The 20,850-nt window shown below is 69.8% G+C and carries 20 protein-coding genes; 12 read left to right on the top strand and 8 right to left on the bottom strand.

All coding sequences use genetic code 11. The features are described 5' to 3' along the window. Positions 1-5: 5 nt before the first annotated feature. The 7 genes from ACN267_RS21585 (at position 6) to ACN267_RS21555 (ending at position 8,021) form a co-directional block, all read left to right on the top strand. Entirely contained in the window at positions 6-773 is a 768-nt protein-coding gene (locus tag ACN267_RS21585) for an SDR family NAD(P)-dependent oxidoreductase (RefSeq protein WP_282323870.1), read from the top strand. A 39-nt stretch (positions 774-812) separates the two neighbouring features. Beyond that, the gene (locus ACN267_RS21580; RefSeq protein WP_421490475.1) at positions 813-2,183 is read left to right on the top strand and encodes an amidase family protein; all 1,371 of its coding nucleotides are present in this window, start codon (positions 813-815) and stop codon (positions 2,181-2,183) included. Continuing rightward, positions 2,180-3,508 (top strand): hypothetical protein, encoded by a 1,329-nt coding sequence (locus tag ACN267_RS21575; protein WP_421489523.1) that lies wholly within the window; start codon positions 2,180-2,182, stop codon positions 3,506-3,508. Before ACN267_RS21580 ends, ACN267_RS21575 begins: the two co-directional genes overlap by 4 nt. Further along, positions 3,466-4,917 (top strand): ATP-grasp domain-containing protein, encoded by a 1,452-nt coding sequence (locus ACN267_RS21570; protein ID WP_421489522.1) that lies wholly within the window; start codon positions 3,466-3,468, stop codon positions 4,915-4,917. The genes ACN267_RS21575 and ACN267_RS21570 overlap by 43 nt, the downstream gene beginning before the upstream one ends. Next, positions 4,907-6,073 carry a GNAT family N-acetyltransferase gene (locus tag ACN267_RS21565; RefSeq protein ID WP_282323873.1) on the top strand — a complete coding sequence of 389 codons (1,167 nt, stop codon included), beginning with the start codon at positions 4,907-4,909 and terminating at the stop codon, positions 6,071-6,073. The genes ACN267_RS21570 and ACN267_RS21565 overlap by 11 nt, the downstream gene beginning before the upstream one ends. After that, a complete protein-coding gene (gene aroF, locus ACN267_RS21560; protein ID WP_282323874.1) occupies positions 6,070-7,086 on the top strand; it encodes a 3-deoxy-7-phosphoheptulonate synthase in 1,017 nt (338 codons plus the stop codon). Before ACN267_RS21565 ends, aroF begins: the two co-directional genes overlap by 4 nt. 380 nt (positions 7,087-7,466) lie before the next feature. Next, a complete protein-coding gene (locus ACN267_RS21555) occupies positions 7,467-8,021 on the top strand; it encodes an AAA family ATPase (RefSeq protein ID WP_421489521.1) in 555 nt (184 codons plus the stop codon). Between the two features lie 124 nt (positions 8,022-8,145). Here ACN267_RS21555 and ACN267_RS21550 read toward each other — a convergent pair whose 3' ends face one another. Next, positions 8,146-8,457, bottom strand: a complete 312-nt coding sequence (locus ACN267_RS21550) for a hypothetical protein (RefSeq protein ID WP_282323875.1) — start codon at positions 8,455-8,457, stop codon at positions 8,146-8,148. A gap of 134 nt (positions 8,458-8,591) precedes the next feature. Here ACN267_RS21550 and ACN267_RS21545 point away from each other — a divergent pair, with 134 nt between their 5' ends. Further along, positions 8,592-8,921: a hypothetical protein gene (locus ACN267_RS21545; RefSeq protein WP_421489520.1), complete on the top strand. Its 330-nt coding sequence runs from the start codon at positions 8,592-8,594 to the stop codon at positions 8,919-8,921. Positions 8,922-8,978: 57 nt separating this feature from the next. On the opposite strand, the gene ACN267_RS21540 is transcribed toward ACN267_RS21545, so the two are convergent. Beyond that, positions 8,979-9,365, bottom strand: a complete 387-nt coding sequence (locus ACN267_RS21540) for a hypothetical protein (RefSeq protein ID WP_421489519.1) — start codon at positions 9,363-9,365, stop codon at positions 8,979-8,981. Positions 9,366-10,075: 710 nt separating this feature from the next. On the opposite strand from ACN267_RS21540, the gene ACN267_RS21535 reads away from it, so the two are divergent. Beyond that, positions 10,076-11,266, top strand: a complete 1,191-nt coding sequence (locus tag ACN267_RS21535; protein ID WP_421489518.1) for an IS110 family transposase — start codon at positions 10,076-10,078, stop codon at positions 11,264-11,266. Positions 11,267-11,577: 311 nt separating this feature from the next. On the opposite strand, the gene ACN267_RS21530 is transcribed toward ACN267_RS21535, so the two are convergent. The 6 genes from ACN267_RS21530 to ACN267_RS21505 all read right to left on the bottom strand — a co-directional run bounded on the left by ACN267_RS21530 (position 11,578) and on the right by ACN267_RS21505 (position 17,818). Further along, entirely contained in the window at positions 11,578-12,369 is a 792-nt protein-coding gene (locus ACN267_RS21530) for a hypothetical protein (RefSeq protein WP_421489517.1), read from the bottom strand. Positions 12,370-12,742: 373 nt separating this feature from the next. Next, complete coding sequence (locus ACN267_RS21525; RefSeq protein ID WP_421489516.1) at positions 12,743-13,501, bottom strand: TatD family hydrolase; 759 nt, start codon at positions 13,499-13,501, stop codon at positions 12,743-12,745. Next, a complete protein-coding gene (locus ACN267_RS21520) occupies positions 13,488-14,759 on the bottom strand; it encodes a hypothetical protein (protein WP_421489515.1) in 1,272 nt (423 codons plus the stop codon). The genes ACN267_RS21525 and ACN267_RS21520 overlap by 14 nt, the downstream gene beginning before the upstream one ends. Continuing rightward, a complete protein-coding gene (locus tag ACN267_RS21515; RefSeq protein ID WP_421489514.1) occupies positions 14,756-15,550 on the bottom strand; it encodes a hypothetical protein in 795 nt (264 codons plus the stop codon). Before ACN267_RS21515 ends, ACN267_RS21520 begins: the two co-directional genes overlap by 4 nt. Next, entirely contained in the window at positions 15,550-17,343 is a 1,794-nt protein-coding gene (locus tag ACN267_RS21510; RefSeq protein ID WP_421489513.1) for a KAP family P-loop NTPase fold protein, read from the bottom strand. The genes ACN267_RS21515 and ACN267_RS21510 overlap by 1 nt, the downstream gene beginning before the upstream one ends. 145 nt (positions 17,344-17,488) lie before the next feature. Continuing rightward, complete coding sequence (locus tag ACN267_RS21505; RefSeq protein WP_421489512.1) at positions 17,489-17,818, bottom strand: transposase; 330 nt, start codon at positions 17,816-17,818, stop codon at positions 17,489-17,491. 52 nt (positions 17,819-17,870) lie between these two features. Between ACN267_RS21505 and ACN267_RS21500 the strand changes: the two genes are divergently transcribed. From ACN267_RS21500 to ACN267_RS21490, 3 genes are all read left to right on the top strand, one after another. Continuing rightward, the gene (locus ACN267_RS21500; protein ID WP_421489511.1) at positions 17,871-19,400 is read left to right on the top strand and encodes a hypothetical protein; all 1,530 of its coding nucleotides are present in this window, start codon (positions 17,871-17,873) and stop codon (positions 19,398-19,400) included. A gap of 137 nt (positions 19,401-19,537) precedes the next feature. Beyond that, positions 19,538-20,470, top strand: coding sequence for a hypothetical protein (locus tag ACN267_RS21495; protein ID WP_421489510.1), 933 nt, complete (start codon positions 19,538-19,540; stop codon positions 20,468-20,470). Between the two features lie 137 nt (positions 20,471-20,607). Further along, complete coding sequence (locus ACN267_RS21490) at positions 20,608-20,760, top strand: hypothetical protein (protein WP_421489509.1); 153 nt, start codon at positions 20,608-20,610, stop codon at positions 20,758-20,760. The last annotated feature ends 90 nt before the right edge of the window (positions 20,761-20,850 follow it).

Here is a 20,850-nt window from a genome sequence, read left to right as displayed (position 1 = left end):
GTGCAATGAGCCTGGTGGTCGTGGTGAGTGGCGGGGGAACCGGGATCGGGCGCGCCGTCGCCGGGCAGTTCGCCGCAGACGGTGAGCAGGTGGTGATCATCGGACGGCGGGCCGAGGTGCTGGAGGCGGCGGCCTCGGAGATCGGCGCGGCGAACCCGCAGGCCCTCGCCGTCGATCCGGTTGTCGCCGACCTGGCCGAGCCGGAGCAGGCCGAGGCGGCTGCGGCGGCGATCCGGCAGCAGTATGGGCGGGTCGACGTGCTGGTGCACTGCGCGGGCGGGAACGTCACCATGCAGGGCCGCCCGTCGTTCGACAGCCCGGTGGCGGCGGCGGCCGACCACTGGAACGGCAACCTGCGGGCCAACGTCCTGACCGCCGTGCTGTTGACCGAGGCCGTACGGGATCTGCTGACCGGCGAGCACGGCCGGATCATCTTCATCAGCTCGATTGCGGCGTACCGGGGCTCGGGTTCCGGCTCGTACGCGGCGAGCAAGGCCGCGCTGCACCCCTACTGCTACGACCTCGCCGCCGCGCTGGGGCCGATGGGCACCACCGTCAACGTGGTCGCCCCCGGTTTCGTGGCGGACACCGAGTTCTTCCGGGACCGGTTGACCGAGCAGCGTCGGGCCGGGCTGATCCAGCAGACGCTCAACGGTCGGGCGGGCACCCCCCAGGACGTCGCCGAGGCGGTGCGGTGGCTGGCCTCCCCCCTGGCCGGTCACGTCACCGGCCAGATCATCCAGGTCAACGGCGGCGCGGAGCGCGGGCGCTGACGGCCCCGGCCTGAACACGACGAGGAGCACGGGTTGATCGTGACCAACATCCAGGAGCCCGTCCGGGCGGTGCCGGAGTCGCTGACCGGCCCGCTGTCGGAGCGCGTCGACCGCCTCCGGCGGGGGCGGCTCGACGGCGACCGGTGGCGGGCCGAGGCGGACGAGTGGGCCGCGTACGCCGACGGCCGCTACCAGGCATGCGTGGAGCTGCGCCCGACCGGGCGCGGCGCGGGCGGGGTCCGGATCGGCGTGAAGGACACGCTCGACGTAGCGGGTTTCGCCACGCGGCTCGGACTGCGGCACTACCGGCACCACCCCCGGAGCACGTCCGCCGCGCTGAGCGGGCTGCCCCGCTGGGCGGTCGTCGCGAAACTGGTCACCACCGAGATCAACATCGGGCGTGGGCACGGCTGCGTCAACCCGTACTTCCCCCACCTCGACCCGGCCGGGTCGAGCACCGGATGCGCGGTCGCCGTCGCGGCCGGCATCTGCGACGTGGCCGTCGGCACGGACAGCGTCGGATCGGTGCGCCTGCCCGCGGCGGCCTGCGGCGTGGTGGGGCTTCGGCTCACCCACGATCCGCGCCACTTCGGCACGGGCTTCCGCAGCTCACCGCTGCTGGACGCGCCAGGGCTGGTCACCCGCACCGCGCGGGACCTGGCCTGGGCCTGGGGCGAGGGCTGGTTCGGGTCTGGCCCGCCCGTACCCGAGCAGCGGGCCGCCTTCCGGGTGGGCGTCGTCGCCGAGGTCCTGGAGCACTGGCGCGCGCCGGAGGTGGTCCGGGCGCAGGATATGGCCGTGCGGGCCCTCGATGCGGCGGGGCACCCGGTGCGGCGGGTCCGCCTGGGCGAGATCTGGCGGTGGCGGGGCGCGGTCTTCGAACTGTGCGCCCGGCATGCCTGGGAGACCTGCCGTACCTGGCCGGAGCGGGTGACCGAGTCCTTCGGCACGCCCACCCGGCTGGCGCTGGAGTCCGGTGCCGCGGTGACCGACGAGCGGCTCGCCGACATCGTCGTGGCAGCCCGACGCGCCCGCGCCGCCGCCCCGGCGCTCTTCGAGGACGGGGGCGTCGACGTCTGGCTGCTGCCGGCGGGCCCCCGGCCGCCCCGCAACCTCGCTCTCACCCCCGCGCCGGTCTCCACCATCCCGGACCCGAACGACCAGGACGACCCTCGCCTGGTGGGGTACGCCTCGATCGCGAGCCTCGCCGGGCTGCCGGCGGTCACTTTCCCGGTCGCCCACGACGAGGCCCTCGACGCGCCGATCGAGATGCAGGCGGTCGGACCGCCGGGCAGCGAACCGACACTGATCGCCTTCGCCGAGACGATGTCCGAGTTGCTCAACGGGCCGAGCTTCCGGATCGACCGGATGCCGTCTGGACCCGTAGCCGAATCGGAGGCCGGCCGATGACCGCCGCCCGGGCGTCCCAGCCGAACGCGACGCTGGAGGAGCCCGAGGCCGGGCGGGGCACTCTGCCCTTCCTCGCCGTGTGGGTGCCCAGCCTCGGCGCGGTGGTGGCGTCCGGCGTCGCCATGTTCGCGCTAAGCTGGTGGATCACCCGCTCGCCGAGCGGCGGGGCCCACCTCGGCCTCATCGTCGGCCTCTCCAGCGTGCTGTCGCTCACCACGATGATGGTGGTCTCCGGCATCCTGGACCATGCCGACCGCCGCCGGGCGGTGCTGCTGCAACTGGCCCTGATGGCGGCCCCGCTGATCGCGCTCCTGGCCATCTTCGGCACGGGCCAGAACGCCTGGACGGTACTGGCCGCCGGCGGCTGCTACGCGGCCGTGCTCACGGTGCAGACCGTCTACATCGGCACGATGGAGAGCATCGGCGCCGACCTGGCTCCGGCGGACTGGCCCGGGCCGCGCGTGGCGCTGCTGACGCAGTTGCACACCCAGATCAGCCGCGTCGCGGCGCCGATGGTGGCGGGTGGGCTCGTCGCCGCCGGCGCGCTGCGAGGGGTCTCCGCCGTCTCGCTCGCCCTGGTGCTGGCCGCGCTCGTCATGGCGCTGCTGTTCGCCCGGCCGCTCGACGTGGTGACCGCCCGCCACCGCTCGGCCGCCGGGCCGGGACTGGCCGGCGACGCGCCGACCGCACCCCGGGTAGGGCTCCTGCGCCGCACCCTCCGTGACGCCAAGGCCTCGCTGGTGATCATCCGTAGCCACCGCGAGCTGGTCTTCCTCGTCTGGTTCGGCATCCTGGCCAACCTGGTGGTGGCGCCGTTCTACGCCGTGCTGCCGGCCTTCATCAAGGAGTACGGCCTCCCGGAGCAGGCCCAGGCGGTACTGTTCCGCGACGCCGCGAGCGCCTACGGCATCGGTCTGCTGCTCGGCTCGCTGGCGCTGATGCGCTACCGGCAACGGCGGCTCGGCGCGGCGGCCCTCGCCTTCGCCGCGATCTGTGGGCTGCTGCTCACCGTCACGATCGCCGGGCAGGACTGGGTCATCGTGCCCGCCATGGTCCTCAGCGGGGCGCTCTTCTCCGTCCTGGTCGCCGTCGGCGGGGCGGCATGGCTTGCCCACACCCCGGCTCCGGTACGCATGCGCGTGTTCAGCCTCCGTCGGCTCGTGGTCTTTTCCAGCATCCCGCTGGGCAACGTCCTGATGGGCGTCGGGGGCTTCGTCGTCGGCTACCGCCTCTTCATCCGACTGTTGTTGATCCTCGTCCTCGTGACGCTGGCCGTCATCTGGTGGCGCTTCGTCTGGGCCACGAGGCGTGCGGCGACAGCGTGAACGTGACCGTCCAGAAGGAAAGGGAGCACGTGAAACGCATCCTCTTCGTGCACGGCCGGGCCGGCACGCCCCTGCAGTACGCGCTGCCCCGCGTCGCCGCCCGCGCTGAACTGCATGTGCTGGCGATCTCGCCGTTGCCCACCGGCGGCGCCGAGGCGTGGCGCCCGGCCTGCGCGTCGATCGTCGAGGCGTGGCAGGACCGGCCGCGTGGCGAGGACCTGGTCGAACTCATCATGCGGCACGCGAAGCACGTCGGGGCCGACGCGGTGCTCTGCCTCTCCGAGTACCTGGTGCTGGCCGGGGCGGTGGCCGCCGAGCGGCTTGGGCTGCGCGGGCCCGGCTCCGGTGCCGCCCGGCGGGCCCGCGACAAGCGGCTGATGCGCGCCAGTTGGCGACGCGACGGCGTGCCGATCCCCCGCTTCCTGCCGGTGGAGGACGAGGCGGACGTGCGGTGGGCGGTGCGGGAACTCACCCCCCCGCTGCTGCTCAAGCCGGCCTGGGGCTCGGGGTCGATCGGACAGATGGTCGTCCGGTCGGAGGCCGACGCCCCGGCCGCCTTCGCCGCGCTCACCGCGTCTCTGCGACGCAACGACGACTTCGGGCTCGTCGAGTGGTACGAGCCGGACGCGGCCCGGAACCTGCTCGTCGAGGAGATCATCTCCGGCACCACCGAGGGCTGGTACGGCGACGAGGATGCACGCCGCCGGTACGGCGACTACGTCAGCATAGAGGGCATCGTCTCCGACGGCACCTACCACCCCCTGTGCGTCACCGCCCGGATGCCCACCATTCCGCCGTTCACGGAACTGAGCAGCAATGCGCCGTGCGTGTTGCCGGAGCCGCTGCAACGACGGATCGAGGAGGTGGCCCGCGCGGCCGTCGACGCGCTGGGCCTGGAGAACTGCGGCACCCATACCGAGATCAAGCTGTGCGCGGACGGCAGCCTGGCGGTGGTCGAGACCGCCGCCCGGTTCGGCGGCTCGGTCATCGCCCGGGTCGTCGAGCACGTCTTCGGCCTCGACATGGTCGACATGCTGGTCCGGCAGCTGCTCGGTGAGCCGGTCGACTACCCCGAGCGGATGCTGACCCGGGGGCGCGGCGCGGCGGCCACGCTCGCCTGGCTGCCGGCGGACGCGTCCGGGCGTCCCTGGACCAGCGAACCGGTGTGGCGTCCCGAGGCCACCCAGCTCGAGGCGCTGCTGAGCCCCGGCAGCACCATCGAGACGGTCCCGGAACTCACCGCCCCCGCCGGCAGCACCGTCCCCCGCTACGACCCCGCCGCCGGGGCCCGCAACTGCTTCGGGCGGTTCTTCGTCACCGCCGTCGACCCCGAGACGCTCATCACCGACCTCTACGCCGTGACCAACGGGCTCGAGCGGGCCCTGGGGACGGTGCCCGGTGACCGTTGAGGTGGTGGACAGCCCGGCTGCCGTACCGGGGTGGGACGCTGCGCTGGGCGACCGGGACACCTTCTACGCCAGCCGCGACTGGCTCACCTTCTCCGACTCCGACGGGGAGGCGCGGGCACGGTACGCCGTCGCCGGCAACACGCAGGCACCCCAGGGCATGCTGCCGGTGCACCTCGCCCGCACCGAGACGAACGGCCGCTACCGGCCCGGGCGCGAGGTGCGGACGCTGGCCGACTGCCCCCACCGGTTGGCTGTCCTCGGGGGACGACGCGGATACCGCTCCGTGCCCCCGCCCCCGGCGGAGACACTGCCGGCCCTGCGGGAGACGGCGGTGGCCGCCCAGGGCGAGCCCGTCGACGGCTGGTGGTGGCCCTACCTGCTGAGCGAGGAGGTCCACGCCGTCATAAAGGCACCCGGGGATCAGCGGCCGGCGGTGAGCCTGCTCAACGCCGACTGCGTGCTGGACGTGCCCGGCGACGGGTTCGACGACTACCTCGCCGCGCTGCCGAACAAACGACGCCGGTACAACGTGCGGCAGGAGGCCCGAGCCTTCGCCGCCTCCGGGCTCACCGTACGCCGGCTGCGCCTGTCCGAGTGCTGGGAACAGGGCGGCGTGCTCGCGTCCAACCTCCAGCGCCGCTACGGCCACGACCACTCGCCCGCCCTCATGGCGGACGTGCTGCGCCGGCAGGCGGAACGGCTGGACCACCGGTCGGTCGTCTTCGGCTGTTACGACGGGGCGCGGATGGTCGGCTTCTCCCTGGCGTACCGCTGGCGCTCGGAGCTGGTCATCCGGCTCGTCGGGTTCGACTACGACCGCCTTCGGGACGCCTACGAGTATCCGCAGCTCGTGTTCTACAGCCCGCTGGAGTTCTGCTACGAGGAGGGCCTGACCGGCATCCAGCTGGGCACCTCCAGCCTGGGCGCGAAGGCGCTGCGCGGTGCGCGCGTCCGCCCCCTGTGGTCCCTCACCCACTGCCCCTGCCTGACCGGGCCGGCCGGGCCAGCCGACGTCCTCAACCGCCGGCTGGACACGCTCACCGGGCAGTTGCCCGACAGCGAGGCGCACCGGTTCGCGGAGACGCTCCGCCCGATCGCCGAGGCCTTCGCGACCACCCCACCGACGCAAGCATCACCGGAAGGACAGGAACCGTGATCGTCGTACTCGACGCAACCGCCACGCCTCCGGACGTCACCGACGTCGTCACCATCATCGAGAGCGGGGGCGGCCGTGCCAGCACGAGCAGCGGCGGCGGCCGGACGCTCGTCGTGGCAACCGACGCCGCCGGCCACGTGAGCACGGACCTGCGAACCCTGGCCGCCGTCCGGGACGTGGTCGCGATCAGCAGTTCCCACAAGCTGGTGAGCCGCGAGCACCAACCGGTGCGGTCGACCGTGCGGGTAGGCAACGTCGCCATCGGCCCGGACACCGTGACCCTCGTCGCCGGACCATGCGCCGTCGAGAGCCCCGACCAGATGTTGGACTGCGCGCTGATAGCCAAGGCCGCAGGCGCGACGCTGCTGCGCGGCGGGGCCTACAAGCCCCGCTCCTCCCCGTATGCCTTCCAAGGGCTCGGTGAGTCGGGCCTCAAGGTCCTAGCCTCGGTCGGGCAAGAGACGCGCCTCCCCGTCGTCACGGAGATCGTCGATCCCCGCGACCTGGACGTGGTCTGCGCGCACGCCGACATGCTTCAGGTCGGCGCGCGGAACATGCAGAACTTCGAACTGCTCAAGGCGATCGGCCGGACCGGGATGCCGGTCCTGCTCAAGCGCGGGATGAGTGCGACTGTGGAGGAATGGCTGCTCGCCGCCGAGTACGTGGCGATGAGCGGTAACCTCGACATAGTCCTGTGCGAGCGCGGGATCCGGACGTTCGAGAGGTCCACCCGGAACACCCTCGACATCTCGGCGGTCCCCGTCATCCAGCAGCTCTCCCACCTGCCGGTAATCGTCGACCCGTCGCACTCCGGCGGGCGGCGGGACCTCGTCCTGCCGCTGACCCGGGCAGCGATCGCGGCCGGCGCCGACGGGGTCATCGTCGACGTGCACACCGACCCCGAGGCCGCGTTGTGCGACGGGGGGCAGGCCCTGACGCGGGAAGACATGGGCGAGCTGCGGCGGTCGATCAGCGAACTGGCGCGGGTGGGTGGGCGTGATCTGGCAGCTTGACCGATGATCCCTTGAGCTCAACCAGCGCTGGTGACACCTCCAGTCGATGATTTCTGGAGGGAATGTTGTGGAGGCCGAGCAGTGTGTATCACGCGTGTAGTAGGGGCGGGCGGTGTGCCGCCCGCCTATCCCGCCAGACACGGGCCAAGACCCAGATGACGATCAAGAGTCCGAGGTGGCATCTCCACGACGTCACCCACCCGACGCGCGTCATCCGGGCATCGGTCCATACTCGGCGACCAGGTACGACCGGTGTTGGTGGCCAGTTCAGATTCCCCGCTGGCGGCCACTTAGCGGGGAGGTATCTGGCCGTAGATGACTACTCAGCGCTGATCCCTCCCGGTGCTGCGCCGCGCACCCGGCCGAGCTATAACGACGTGATGGGAACAACGCCGACCCTTGTCCTCATCAGCGGACCGTCGGGGGCTGGCAAGACGACACTCGCCCACCTGCTCGCCCGGCGAATCGGTTGCCCGGCGATCTGCCGGGACGAGATCAAGGAGGGCATGGTCCACGCGGCCGGCGACTTCATCGCCGCACCGGCCGACGAGCTGTCCCTGAGGACCCTGCCCACGTTCTTCAAGGTGCTTCAACTGCTGTTGACCGCAGGCGTCACCACGGTCGCCGAGGCGGCCTTCCAAGACCGCCTGTGGCGCCCCGGCCTGCAGCCATTGATCGGGATCGCCGACATCCGGGTTGTGCATTGCCAGGTCGACGCGCAGACGGCCTTTGACCGTGTCCAGCGACGGCAGGACGAGAACGCGACTCGGCGTGCCCATGCCGACGCCTACCTCGGCGACCATCAAACCCATGCCGTCGGCCACGACGGCTTCCAGCCCATCCGGCTCGACGTGCCCACGATCGAGGTGGACACCAGCGACGGCTATCGCCCTGGACTCGACGAGATCGTTGCCTTTGCGAACGCAGGGCGATGAGGTACCTGTCGTTACCGTGCGTAGCTTTGGTACTGGCCGTCCACGGGGAAATTCGGCTGGCCGCCGACAGACCGGTAAGAGATCACCGCGGGAATCGCCACGTTCAACTTTCCCGCCGTAGTGGTCAGCACCTCCTCGTACCCAACAGCGCGCCGAGGCGCGGATCGACGATCACCGTGTACTGGGCAGGCAGACCGTGCGCGCTCGACGCGATTGAGAACGCCTGCCCGGCGCGGCCGGCTCGGTCCATGACGATCCCGGTCACCGTTATGCCCAGCAGGTCGGCCAGCAGTCTGAGCACCGCCGCCCGCTGTGCCGGGTTCAGCAGCCGCACCCCAGCGAGTTCGGTGACATCCTCCAGGTACTGCACCGGCGCCTCGTGCGCGGACGCCCCGGCGGTCAGCCACCCGCGCAGCGTGGCCGCGTCCGTGGGCACCGCACCCGTGAAGCGGCTGGAGAATCCGCCTGCGCAGCCGACTGCTGCGCCGCTACCGCGCCGCGCACCGCACCGATGCCCTCGCCCCGGCAGTCGCCCGCACCGCCGGGGAACTGCTCGCCACCGCCGCGGAGTTGCGCGCCGAGCGGGAACGACGGGACGCCGAGCAGCGCGAACGCGACCGGATCCGCCGGGAACGGTCCGCCGCAGCAGCCCGGCAACGGCACCTCGACACCCTCGCAGTCGACCAACCCGCCGCATGGCAGCGGGTCGACGAACCCATCGCCACAAAGAGACCCCGCGAGTACGACACCGCCGTACAACTCCTCGTCGACCTGCGCGAACTCAGCGATCGCGACGGGGACAGCTCGTCGTTCCGGCACCGGCTGGCCGAGCTACGGGCGGTGCACGCCCGCAAGCCCAGCCTGCTCGAACGCCTCAACCTCGCAGGCCTCGACACCTGACGCACGGTTCGTCGCTCGATATCAGCCGCCGTGTATCGCCGCCAAGCAGTACCCGGATCAGGGGTTGAGGTCGGCCCACTGCGCCTGTGTCAGCAGGCCCTCATGCTCCAGCCGGTGGGCGATCTTGGCCTTCATGGCCGCATCCAGCGTCTCGGGTAGATCCTCGAACGAGGCGGGCAGGACATCCAGCAGGGAAAAGATCTGCTGGCCGTCTCGCACCGTCAGAAGCAGCATGCACCGCCAGTGCGGCGAAGACTCAGGCCGGTGCCCCAACCGGTGCACCAGTACCGGCCACAGATAGTGCACCGCTGCTGGATCGGCGAACTCCGCCAACCACCCTGCCCCGTGATTGCGGTTCAGTCCGCAATGAATCGCCTCGGTGTCGAGCCGGATCAACTCTGACGTGTCGACTGCCTTGATCGTCCGGGGAACACCTGAGCTCACGGCGAGAGTTTCCCATGCGAGAACGAGCCTCCCGACACGCCGATCCCGACCCGCCCGCCCGCGGACCGGCCAGGAAAAGTTCAACCCTGGCCGGCAAGCCCAGAACGCATGAGGAGATCGTCGGGCAATGGCTCACTCGCTCCGCCGAACGCCGGCACGCGTCGGCCTCGTGCTGGTCCAGCCTCCGAAGTCCGCGGAGGACGTTTTCCGTGAGGCCCGTCTCCTGCCCGGCTGCACGCTTCCACGCTCGGGAGCGGGCAGCCAGTCGACGCCGCGTGGAACCTTCGGCCGGCGTTGACACGCGGGCTCGCACATCGTGTCCGTGGTGCCGGCCGACGATGGCGGCAGGCTGAGTTCGCCGTGCCCGCGGGGCCGGGAGTGGGGATGGCTGTGTGTGTTCCGCCGTGATCGTGGCTGAGCTTCGAGGTGCCACCAACTCTCGCCTCGCGGGTGGGCTTGGTTGAACGGGCGCGGCCTTGGTGGCCGTAGACCGTGATGCCCAGGAAGTGGCGGGTATGGCTGCGTGTGTTTCGCCGAGATCGCTTGGCTGACGGTAGGAGATGCCACCCGCCGCTTCGTCGTCTGCGAGATTCGGTAGACCGCTGATGGAGACCCGCGACCTGCGATCGCATTCGTAGAAGGTGCCGGCAAACCCGAACCCACAGACAAAGGGCATCCGAGAGAACCGATCAACGAAGGGGAGCACGACGGTGGCGAAGTTGTGGATCGGCGTGGACATCGGCAAAACCCACCACCACGTCGCCGCCGTTGACGGCGGCGGCCGGCTCGTCTACTCCCGCCGGGTCGCCAACGACGAGACCACCCTGCTCACCGTCATGGCCGAGGTGTCGACGCACGGCCGTGCGGTCTGCTGGGCGGTCGACGTCACCACCGGCCTGTCCGCGCTGCTGCTGACCCTGCTGTGGCGGCGGCAGGCGCAGGTCCGCTACGTCTCCGGCACCGTCGCGTTCCACATGGCCGCCGCGTTCGCCGGGGAGAACAAGACCGACGCCCGCGACGCGGTCGTCATCGCCCAGACCATCCGCATGCGCCCCGACATCCCCATCCTGGAACCCTCTGACCGGCTCCTCGCCGAGCTGACCGTCCTGACCGGCTACCGGGCCGACCTCGTCGGCCAGCGCGTCGCGACCCTGTTCCGCTTGCAGGAACTCCTCACCGGGATCAGCCCCGCCCTGGAGCGGGCTGTGGACCTGAACCGCAAGGCCCCGATGATGGTCCTGGCGTGCTGGCAGACCCCGGCGGCGATCCGGCACGCAGGCGTCGACCGCATCACCGCCCTGCTCCGACGCGGGCACGTCAAGAACGCCGTCCAGGTCGCCGAGGCGATGGTCGCCGCCGCCCGGCAGCAGACTGTCACCCTGCCCGGCCAGCGTGCTGCTGCCGTGGTCATCGGGCAGATGGCCACCGAAATACTCGCCATCGAACAACGCATCGCCGCCGTCGACGACCTCATCGCCGACCAACTCGACCAGCACCCCCTCGCGCCGATCATCGGGAGCCTGCCCGGCATGGGCCCCCTGCTCACCGCCGAACTGCTGGTGCACACCGCCGGCATGACCCAGTACGACAGCCCCGCCAAACTGGCCGCCCATGCGGGCCTGGCACCCGTCTCCCGCGACTCCGGAACGGTCTCCGGGAACCATCGGCAGCCTCGTCGCTTTCATCGGCGGCTGCGGCACATTCTGTGGATGGCCGCGTTCACCGCCGCCCGGGAATGCCCTGCATCGCGTGCCTACTACGAGAAGAAGCGTGCCGAAGGAAAGAATCACCGGCAAGCCATACTCGCCCTCGCCCGACGACGCGTCGACGTTCTCTGGGCCCTTGTCCGTGACCGCAAGACCTTTATCCGACCGGCACCGGTGATCCGCGCCGCAGCCTGAACCAGACCGCTCCCCGCCGACGCGACAACGGTCCCGCCGGCCACTTCATCCTGCCCGCCAAGATCAACCGGAGTCACATGGAGACTCCTAACCCGAGGCTCTCCCCGGTGCCCCAAGCCGAATGCCTGCAGGTTCTCTATTTTGCCTACTGTGTGCTGGTCGCACCGGTGTGCCGCTGTGCTCGCCTGCTGAAGATCAGCATGGGGCTGTAAGCCCTGCTCAGCCCGTAATTTGAGCGGTCGGCGTCCTGGTACCACCGCTGACTAGCCGGTGACTAGCCGGGCGCGTAGGCCGTGCATCGAGGGACAGCCCTACTCCTCCTCGACGAGATCGTTCACGATCTGTGTCGCGGCTCTGATCGTCGCGCCGAACGTCGCCTGATCCAATTGAGCAGGAATGCTCCTGCGGTTTGTCGAGCGAGCGAACAGTGATCCGCTGAAAACCCCGAGCGGCTCGTCGTAGCCTTGGCCGCGATACCACCCGTCGGCTAGCCAAGCCTCGCTCCAGCACACTCCGCTGCCGGAGGGTCGGGCCAGCAGCGGCGTCCAGACCGCGAGGACCGGCCGGACCGGAAGTTCCCTATAGGCAGTGGGTAGCTGGCTGCGGTCGAGCAACCCGAGCACCTTGGCTCCCGGCTCCCAACTGAGAAAGCTCTCGCGGGTGACGGCACCCTGCCAGGATGACTCACCGTCGTGCCAGCCGTGCCACGCGTACGCTTCGACAGGAACGTCGGTGGGCACGGTGCGGGCCCGATAGCTCGAGGCCGTCCAGAACTTGTACTCCACCGAAAGTAGCTTGCGTCGCCCGTCTGGGCATGCGAGTAGGAGGAGGTCGTCGAGCACGGCTCGATTGCCGTTAACGGTGGTGCAGGGACGATATCCGGTGCGGGTTACGTCCATCCCGATGTCGCGCAGGTAGGTCGTCAGCAACGCGCGCAGCATCCCCTCGCCCTCAGCCCTACTGACCAGACCAACCGCCGAGGTCGTGCTGGCGGTCCTTGAGTCGAAATGGTCGATGAGTGCCCGTAGTCGCAGCTGAGGCATATTGAAACTCCCGGTCGGGCTGAGGTGCTGTCTGTGACCGAACGCCTGCGCGATGTTCACCGACAAAGCTCACGGACTCACGTCGATTTTGCCATTGACGCGGTCGGCTCTTCTACCGGTGCAGGCGGGCGCGGGCTTGGGGCGCCCATAGCCACTGGCGTGGCGAGTCTCATCGGTGCTCGGCCCGAGGCGTTCGCCTTGCGGCATGACAGCGTGTTGCGCTGCATAAGCGGGGCGTCGTAGGCATTCGTCGGCGGCCATGGCCACGGCGCGGCCGGCGGGCGTTGGCCCGTCCCGTGGTCTGGATGTACTTCATGGGTGGTGGTCTACAGGGGGCAGAAGATCGCCGAAGGCACCTATGCCACGGTTGGTAACCAGCGACAGCGGCGACTCCCGACTGGCAGAGGTGAGGCGTCGTGTCGACCGTGGGTGGTCAGCAGTCGCCGAGCAGACGGCGCAGGCCGGCAGGCAGCCGCGGTGTGACGCTGGTGCGCTGGGTCAGCGTCGCCAAGTTGGTGTACCACATGCTGCGGACAGCCGCCGCCTGTAGTTGTAGCAGTTCGGACATGCGCTGCTCGAGGAAGGTGATGTCGCCGGGTGTGCGGGCGCGGGTGGTGCGGCGGCTGCTGGGGAAGTCGGTTTCGGGCAGTAGGCGCTCTTGGGGGATCCAGGCGAGTCGTTCGTCGCTCATGGCGGCGTTGACGGAGAAGTAGCAGCCCAGCGCGGCGGCGCGGTCGATCTGTTCGCGGGTGCCGTTGAACCAGTGCAGGATCGCGCCGGCGTGGGGACGGCGGGTCAGCGCGTCGAGCAGGACGCCGGTGCGGCCAGTGCTGTGCAGCGACAGCACGACGGGCTGGCCGGCGCAGACGTCGAGGATGAGGTCGAGTGCGGCGAGTTGGGGGGCCAGGGCGGTCTTGTTGTCGAGGCCGATCTCGCCGATGACGACGTGCTTGGTGGCGGCGCGGCGGATGCCGTCCTCGGTGACGGCTGTGAGGGCGGAGGCGAGTCCGGGGTGGGCGCCGTAGCCCCAGAGGATCGTGGGGTCGCTGCGGCGGGCGGCGAAGCGGCCTTCGGCCGGGCTGCGGGTCATCGCGAAGATGATCGCGCCGTTGAGGGCGGCGATCTGTGGGCCGGTGACGTCGGGTGCGATGTGGGCGTGGCAGTCCAGCGGTGGCAGGTCAAAGGGTGACACGGGCGAGTTCCTCCAGCCCTCGGTCGCACAGGGCGAGCACGCCGTCGAAGTCGGTGTGGGGCGGCCACAGGCCGGACGCGATGACGCGGTACTCGTTGAAGCCGGCGCCGGTGGCATAGGTCCAGGCGGCAATGTCGTGGCGGCGCAGCCGTAGGAGCCGTTCGCGGGTGGCGCCGGTGAGCGTGTGCACGAGGTAGACGGTGGTGTCGGGTCGTTGCGCGGCGGCGAAGGCGCCACGGCGCACAAGACAGGCGATGCACAGGCCGCAGTTGAGGTTGGGGTTGCCGCCGGGCAGCCGGCCGGCATTGGGCTTGGCGCACGACAGGGTGGCAGCGGCCAGATCCAGGTCGTCGGTGGAGTCGGGGCGTAGCGCCGCGGCGACTAGGTCGCCCTTGGTCATGGTGGCGTACGGGTTGCTGACGGTCATGCCGTCCAGCGGCAGCGCATTCAGCAGCAGTTGCAGCGCGTGGAAGGTCCACGGATGCGTGGAGCGGGTGGTCAACGGGCCACCGCGAGAAGGCTCCAACGGCGGATTGATGCTGGTGAAGCCGTTCTCTGGGACGAGGATGCGAGTGGCCTGATGGCCGGACGCTACGGCGGTGGCCATAGCCATGAATAGCAGGGACCGGGTGCGCGGGGTCGGCTCGCGGGTGGTGGTCGTCGGCCGCAACGCGTACCGCAGGTAGGTGGTGTCGGGTTGCCGCTGCTGTAGGGCGGCCTTGACGGTGTCCTGGGCTCGGCGTACGGCGGTGGAGCTGTCGCGGTGGCCGAGGAAAAGGGTCGTGGCCGCCCGGTCGAGGTGCAGGAGGGCGCCGCACAGCGAGTCGAGTCCGCCGGAGAGCAGGCTGACCGCCTCGGCGGGGGTGGCCAGGATGTCGGGCCGGTGGTGCGCGGAGGTCGGGCGGGCGGGGACGGTGTCGATGCGCCAGATGTCGCCGGACAGCCAGTGCAGCAGATCCGCCAGCCGATTCAGGTTGTCTTCGGTCCAGAGGTCGGGCTGCTCGAGGTGGACGACGAGGTGCAGTTCGCGGCGCATGGCCAGCTGCGGACGCGAGACGGTGCGGTCAGCCAGGTAGGCGGCGGCTACCAGGCGCAGGAGATCCTTGGCCGCGGGGGCGGCCGAACCCAGTTCAGTCATGGACCAGCCGATGTCGGTATGCAGGGCGGCGGTGCGGCCCGGTTCGGCGGGCCAAGGATAGGTCTGCGCATCGCCGTGGGTGGCCGGGGCGCCGTGAGGCAACAGCTCGACGGTGGTCATCGGCTGTCTCGCATCCGGAAGACCGAGAACACCTTGTGCGCGAGCGTGGCCGCAGAGGAGACGAACGCCTGCGCGGTCAGCTTCGCCATGTTCGGCAGCTTCATCGCCTTCACGCTGGCACGCAGGTACCTCTTGGCCTTGTCCTCGATCTGTTTCGCGCGCTGGGGCGTGACACTGTCGGTACGCCGCTGGGAGGTCAGTTCAACCAGCACCTGTTCGTAGGCCAGGTGCTGCAAGAACAACTCCATCTGCTCCGTCGTGGTCAATGGCTCCTTGGCCTTCTGGATCTCCACCATGGTGCGCAGCGTCGCCGCGCGCAGCGCGACCTCGTCCGGGTGACTCGGCGCCCCGAGGAGCGTGTCGACGATGTAGGCGCATTTCGCACGGGCCGTGGTCAGGCCGTCGAGGTGGCGCAGGTCGAGACCGAGTTCGGTGAGCGTGGCCCTGTCGCCGGTGCGCAGGGCGGAGGCGCCGGCGACCGCAGCCGCGCCGCGGGCGCTCTGCCGGCCGAGGTTACGCCCGCCGCCTCCGCCGGCCGAGCTGCTTGACCCGCCCCCGCCGCCACCTGCGCCGCCGGCGCGCTGTGGGCGCAGCGAGGCCAGCGGGTACGACGACGCTGCGGGCACCGGCGGGGCCGTCTTCGCCAGTGCCTGCATGAAAGCGTTGACGAAGTCCTCGATCTGCGCGTCCGACGGGCCCGCCTCGCCTGCTGCGGCGGCGTCACCGTACGCGTCGTGAGCGGCGTCCCACGGCTGGGATCCGCTGCCGCCGTACGCGCCCGACGTTCCCACTACCGTGGCAGCCCGTTCAGTTCTTCACGCGCCGCCGCCACGACATCGGCATCCAGACCCTCGGTGCCGACGATGGCGTGCAGCACACTGGTGAGCCCGCTCAGGTACGGAACGTGGTGGGCCTGCAGCCGACCGATCACCGCCGGCTTGCTCAGCAGCCGGGTAACCACGTCCGTCAGCTCCCGGTCCGTCTTCCCGATAGCGGCCAGCGACTCGATCACCGGCTCAGGCTCGGACAGCCGGGTGAGCTGCTCACTCAGGCCTTCGGCAACGGTCTGCCGGTCGGCGGGCTCCAGTTCCGCAAGCTCCTGTAGGGCCGCGTTGCGCGTGGCGTCGGAGCTGTCGGCCAGCGCCTCGATGACCTGCATCAGCGCACCGGTGACCGCGCCGCCGAACCGCACGTCGCTCAGCAGCGTCGCCGCAACGCTCAAGTACCGCTCGACTTGCGTGTCCAGTCCGTCGAGTGCCGGCTCGCCGCCCGCCCACGCCTTGGTCTCCTCCCGCACATCGGCGGGCCGGGCGCCGTCGCCGTGAGCCCAGCGCTCCCACTCGGCGATCAGCGTGCGGCGTTCGGCGTTGGCCTTCTGGCTCAGCAGCTTGAAGTCCGGCAAGTGCCTGATCTCCAGCAGGTATAGCTTGAGCAGCACTGCAAGATCCAGCTCGGCGCCACCGGCACGGGCGAGATGCTCACGCACGGCAAGAGCGTTGAGGAACCGCTTGATCGCCCGTGGACTGCGCCAGACATCGGCGCCGAGTCCCTGGGCGATGCGAGCGGCCAAGATCAGGTGCTCGGCCGACGGCCCCGCGGCGGTGTCCTCGCCGGCGACCACATACGGCGCTCGGCCCTGCAGGCGGCGCTCGCTCGCTGTCTCGATGACCTTCTCGAACGCCCGCGTGGTGAGTTCACCGGCGTTCTTGCACATCAGCAGCGCGATGTACGCCTCCGCCTGCTCCAGCGACAGCACCGGCAGAGAGACCGGAAGCTGAATGATCTTTTCGGTGTACAGCTTGGCGAAACCGCCCTTGGCCGTGCTTTCGAGGTGCACCCCGATTGCCTCGCGGATCAGGTCCTCGTCGGCGGCCAGGACGAACGCCATCCCCTTCACTGACAAGAAAAGCTTGATGGCCTCGAGCGTCGCCATGATCGTCGGTGGCAAACAGCGGTCGAGATCATCAACCAGGACGACGACCTTGCGGATGCCGTCGACCTGCTTCAGCAGCGCCTCGAACGCCTCCCGGAAACCCGCCATGCCCTGAGCGTCGGCTGTACCCTGGGCATCGGACGTGTCGGACTCCGCCTGCTTCGGTTTGGGCGTTAGCGCCTCGATGAGCCCCTCGAAGTCCGGTGACATTTTCACTGCGCTCGACACCAGGACCTGCGCGACTCGTCCCCAGGCGATGCGCCTCCGCAGGTCACTGAGCCGGGCCACCAGCTTCTCGCGCTTTGACGGCTCGATGTCAGGGGCCGCCTCTACGCGGCTCTGCAGTTCGTCGAGGACCTGAGCGATCAGCGTGCCGCGCAGATCCTCGGCGTTCTCGAACTCCCACGGGTCGATGCGGACTACGACCACATGGCCTTCTCGTTCCAGCCGTGTGGCGATGAGGTTCAGCGCGGTGGACTTCCCGCCGCCCCAAGCGCTGTGGATCCCGACGGTCACTGGGTCCAATCCGCCCGCGGTGACGGCCTTGGCTACCACCTCTGCCACCGCATCGAAACCGAGCAAGTCAAGGACCGCTGGGTTGTCATCGAACAGCGGCGCGGCGAAATCCGCGCGGGATCCGTTGGCGGTCACCCACACTCCATGATGATCACTCGGTGCATCGGCAAGGAGTCAGCATAGTAGCCAGACATAGGCCGGCCTTCGCGGCTGTTCCCGCGTGAGTGAGGATCGCCCCTCGGGCACACAGTCTGGACGACAGTGGTGGCACCCTGCGGTGTCACCGAGGTACGGACCCGAGTCTTACCGCAGTCGAGCGGACCAGGTGACTGCGGGACACCGCCAGGACATTGCGGATCTGGTGTTCGCGCAGGCCAGCGCGGAAGGCGGCGCTGTTGCCGTAGGCCTCGTCCGCGGCGACCCAGCCCGCCGCCACTCCGGCGTCCAGCGCTGCGGTGATCATCTGCGCGGCCAACTCGAGCTTGGTGGCGAACTTGGTGTCGTGCACCCCGCCGGCGTGGCAGCGGTCATGGTGCCCAATAGGTGCGAGTGCCCTCGCAGGACGAGGCGCAGTGAACCGTTCGGCGGCCCTGCCGGCATGGGATGCCACGTGCAGCCGTGTCCAGCTCAATCCAGTACGCCGTGCCCCTTACTGTCGGCGGGTGCAGCGATGGGATTCGCTCAATGAGCGGCAGCTCGACCTGCTTCGCCGGATCCACGGCGGCGATGACCTCAGCGGCCCGGACGGCGTTGTGTACCGCCGGTCGGCGCGTGCGCTGCAGGACCGGAACCTGGTGACGGTGACACGCAAGGCAGGGGTGTGGAGGGCGTGCTCGACCGATGCCGGCCGCTTCTACCTTGAGCATGGCCACCATCCCGATCATCCCGACCACCGTGCTTCCCTCCCGCGGTCGGAGACGCCGGCACCCGGCGGCATCGCCGGCGGCGCTTCGTCGGCGGACCTGCTGCGATCGGCTCGCGAACTGCTCGACCGCCTACAGCACGAGGGCGGCATGGTCCGTATCGAGAGTCCCGACAGTGGAACGCGGGCCCGGTACCGCCGGATCATTCACGCGTTCAAGCAGCAGGGACTTGTGCCATCGGGTCACCATCTGCGCCACACTGGCCGTGACGCCGGCGACATCGTCATCCGCCTCTACACCGACGCCGGTCCGGACGAGACCGACTGGAACCGGATCCGGCTCAACACCCGACGTGTCACCACCGACCCGCATCTGGCGTTCAGCGCCCTCGAAGCCGATCCGACCAACCTCGCCGTCAGCTCGGACCTACTGCCCCGGGCGTTGCTGCTGATCCGGCAGCTCGCCGGTGAGGCGGCCCGGCGTGGGCACCGGCTCGGGGTCAACACCAAGGCGAAACACCCGCGGGTGTTCCTCCAGGCCGGGCAGGTCCGACGCACGGTCACCCTGACCGAGGAACGCGACCAGGTCCCGCACGAACCCACCGCCGAGGAGCTGAAGGTGCTGCGCCTGCGGCCGTGGATGAAACCCCCGGAGTTCGACGTCGTCGACTCCGGCAGGCTCCGCTTGGAGATCGCCCGGGCCGGACACGACAACCGCGACACCTGGACCGACACTGCACGCGTACGTCTGGAACAGCGCGTCGCGCAGATCATCCAAGGGTTCGAGGCTGGCGTCACCGCCGACGAACAGCAACGGCGGGCAGCCGAAGCCGCGCGGGAGAAGGCCGCGGCCGAGCACCGGCGGCGGCAGGAGGAAGCAGCGGCCGAGCGCAGACGGCAGGAGGAGGCCACCCTCGCGCAATGGCACGCCGCGATGGCCGACGCCCGCGTCCGGGCCGCGGACACCATCCGCGCGGAAACCTTCCGCAACGCCTACCAGGCGTGGACCACCGCAGCTGACATCCGCGCGTTCTGCACCGCCCTTGAACAAGCGGCCGAGGGAAGGACCGCCGGCGGGTACCTCGCCAGCTGGGTCGCGTGGGGCAGGGCCGCCGCCGACCGGATCGACCCCATCCGCAATCCCCGCGTGCTAGCTGACATCGACTACAACCCCGAACCCGGACCCGACGACCTGGGCCCGTTCCTCGGTGACTGGAGCCCCCACGGACCACGCAAGGAGCACCGCCCTGATCACGACCGGCAGGCCCACGCCGGCATCCGCCGACAGGCCGAATCGTGGCACCACGGGCTGCTCGACCGCGGCGCCTGAAGTGTGTCCACCTCAACCGTCACCACACTTCGGCCGGATGCGCACGAGCTGCGCCGGGACCTGCCGCCATCGCGGCGCGAACCGCCAGCACGACCCGGTACCACGCAACAAGCGACGCTTACCCGAAGGACGGCTGGATGAGAATCGACCCCTCCCGCTTCACCGTCGGCGACGAATGGGCGTACCGGCAGTCGGACCACGCACCGTCCGAGCGCGTCCGCATCCTGGCCGTCGAGCCGAAGAAGACCAGCGCCCGCCTCGAGATCAGATTCCTCGACGACCCCGACGAACGGGTGGAGAAGGTCCCCGGTTCGCGGCTGCGGGTGCCGTGGAGCGAGGTCGGGACCTTCGACGCGCTGATGGCGAACTGGCAACGCATCGACGATCTGAGCCTCGATCACACAGAGGAAGCCTGCGTCGAGGAGATCTTCGGCGTCTTGATCAGCGATGACGTAGCCGAACTGCTCTGGTCCCCAGTGTCATGCGCCACCGACATCCGCGACAGGGCCCGGCTGAGCGAGATCATCGGCGGCCCGGTCGACGACATCCTCGCCTCGGCCCAATGGTTCGACCACGACGGCCGGACCATCCTGTCCCCGGCCGGCACCCTCCAACTGGTCGAAGCCGCGTGCCGTGCCCATCCGACCCAGGTCCTCGACCTCGTCATCGAGCAGGAAGCCCAGTCCCGCCACAAATGTAAGTTCGGCGATGAGCACCGCGTCGGCCGCGACAGCCGGTCGACGACACCGGAATGGGAGTACGACTGGTACCGCCGCCACGATCGGCCCCGTCACGAACTACTACGCCAGTGGTGCGGCCACCGGGCAGTCACCCACCACGAACGGTTCCTCGCCGCCGAAGCCGAAACCCACCGCCTCGACATCCTGGTAACCGACCTCCTCAAGGCCCTGGACACCCTCGGCGAACACGAGCAGGCTGCCCGGTTCGCCGAGGAACACGAACGCGACCGCATCACACCCCATACGATGCGTCCCGTCGTCGAACGCCCCCTACACCCCTCCGAGATACCGGTACGCGAGATCAAGGTCAGGAGCCGCCGCTGGTGGTGAACGCCCGTCGCACAAACGGTCCATGCTCAGGTGCTTCTCACCAAGCTTCAGTCCATCGCCGCCCGGAAGAGCGTGGTGGTGGCCGCCAGCAGACTCCAGAGTGGTGCCTTTGACTTCGCCAAGGCACACGGCATCCCGTGCGTACGGCTGGTCGACAACGCCTGGACGTACATCTCACGTCACACCGTTACGACGCCCCACCCGCGTACTCCGGCTACGCGATGACGCCCGACGGCGAGGGAGAGTACGAGTTCACCCGACTGACCGGCAGCGCCGAGAACAAACGCTGAGCGTTGATCACGACGGCCTAACCTTGTCTGACGGCGCCAATGCCATTTTGCGAGCCGATCCGATCCGCCGGGCGATGGCATCGAGCGAAG

Origin of the sequence: Micromonospora sp. WMMD734, assembly GCF_049178975.1 — a bacterium.
GTDB lineage: Bacteria > Actinomycetota > Actinomycetes > Mycobacteriales > Micromonosporaceae > Micromonospora > Micromonospora wenchangensis.
This window is presented reverse-complemented; position numbering and strand designations above follow the sequence as displayed.

Excerpts from the sequence above, each read along its gene's own strand:
- ACN267_RS21585 (WP_282323870.1), top strand. The coding sequence starts at position 6 with ATGAGCCTGGTGGTCGTGGTGAGTGGCGGGGGAACCGGGATCGGGCGC.
- ACN267_RS21555 (WP_421489521.1), top strand. The coding sequence starts at position 7,467 with ATGGGAACAACGCCGACCCTTGTCCTCATCAGCGGACCGTCGGGGGCT.
- ACN267_RS21520 (WP_421489515.1), bottom strand. The coding sequence starts at position 14,759 with ATGACCACCGTCGAGCTGTTGCCTCACGGCGCCCCGGCCACCCACGGC.
- ACN267_RS21575 (WP_421489523.1), top strand. The coding sequence starts at position 2,180 with ATGACCGCCGCCCGGGCGTCCCAGCCGAACGCGACGCTGGAGGAGCCC.
- ACN267_RS21495 (WP_421489510.1), top strand. The coding sequence starts at position 19,538 with ATGAGAATCGACCCCTCCCGCTTCACCGTCGGCGACGAATGGGCGTAC.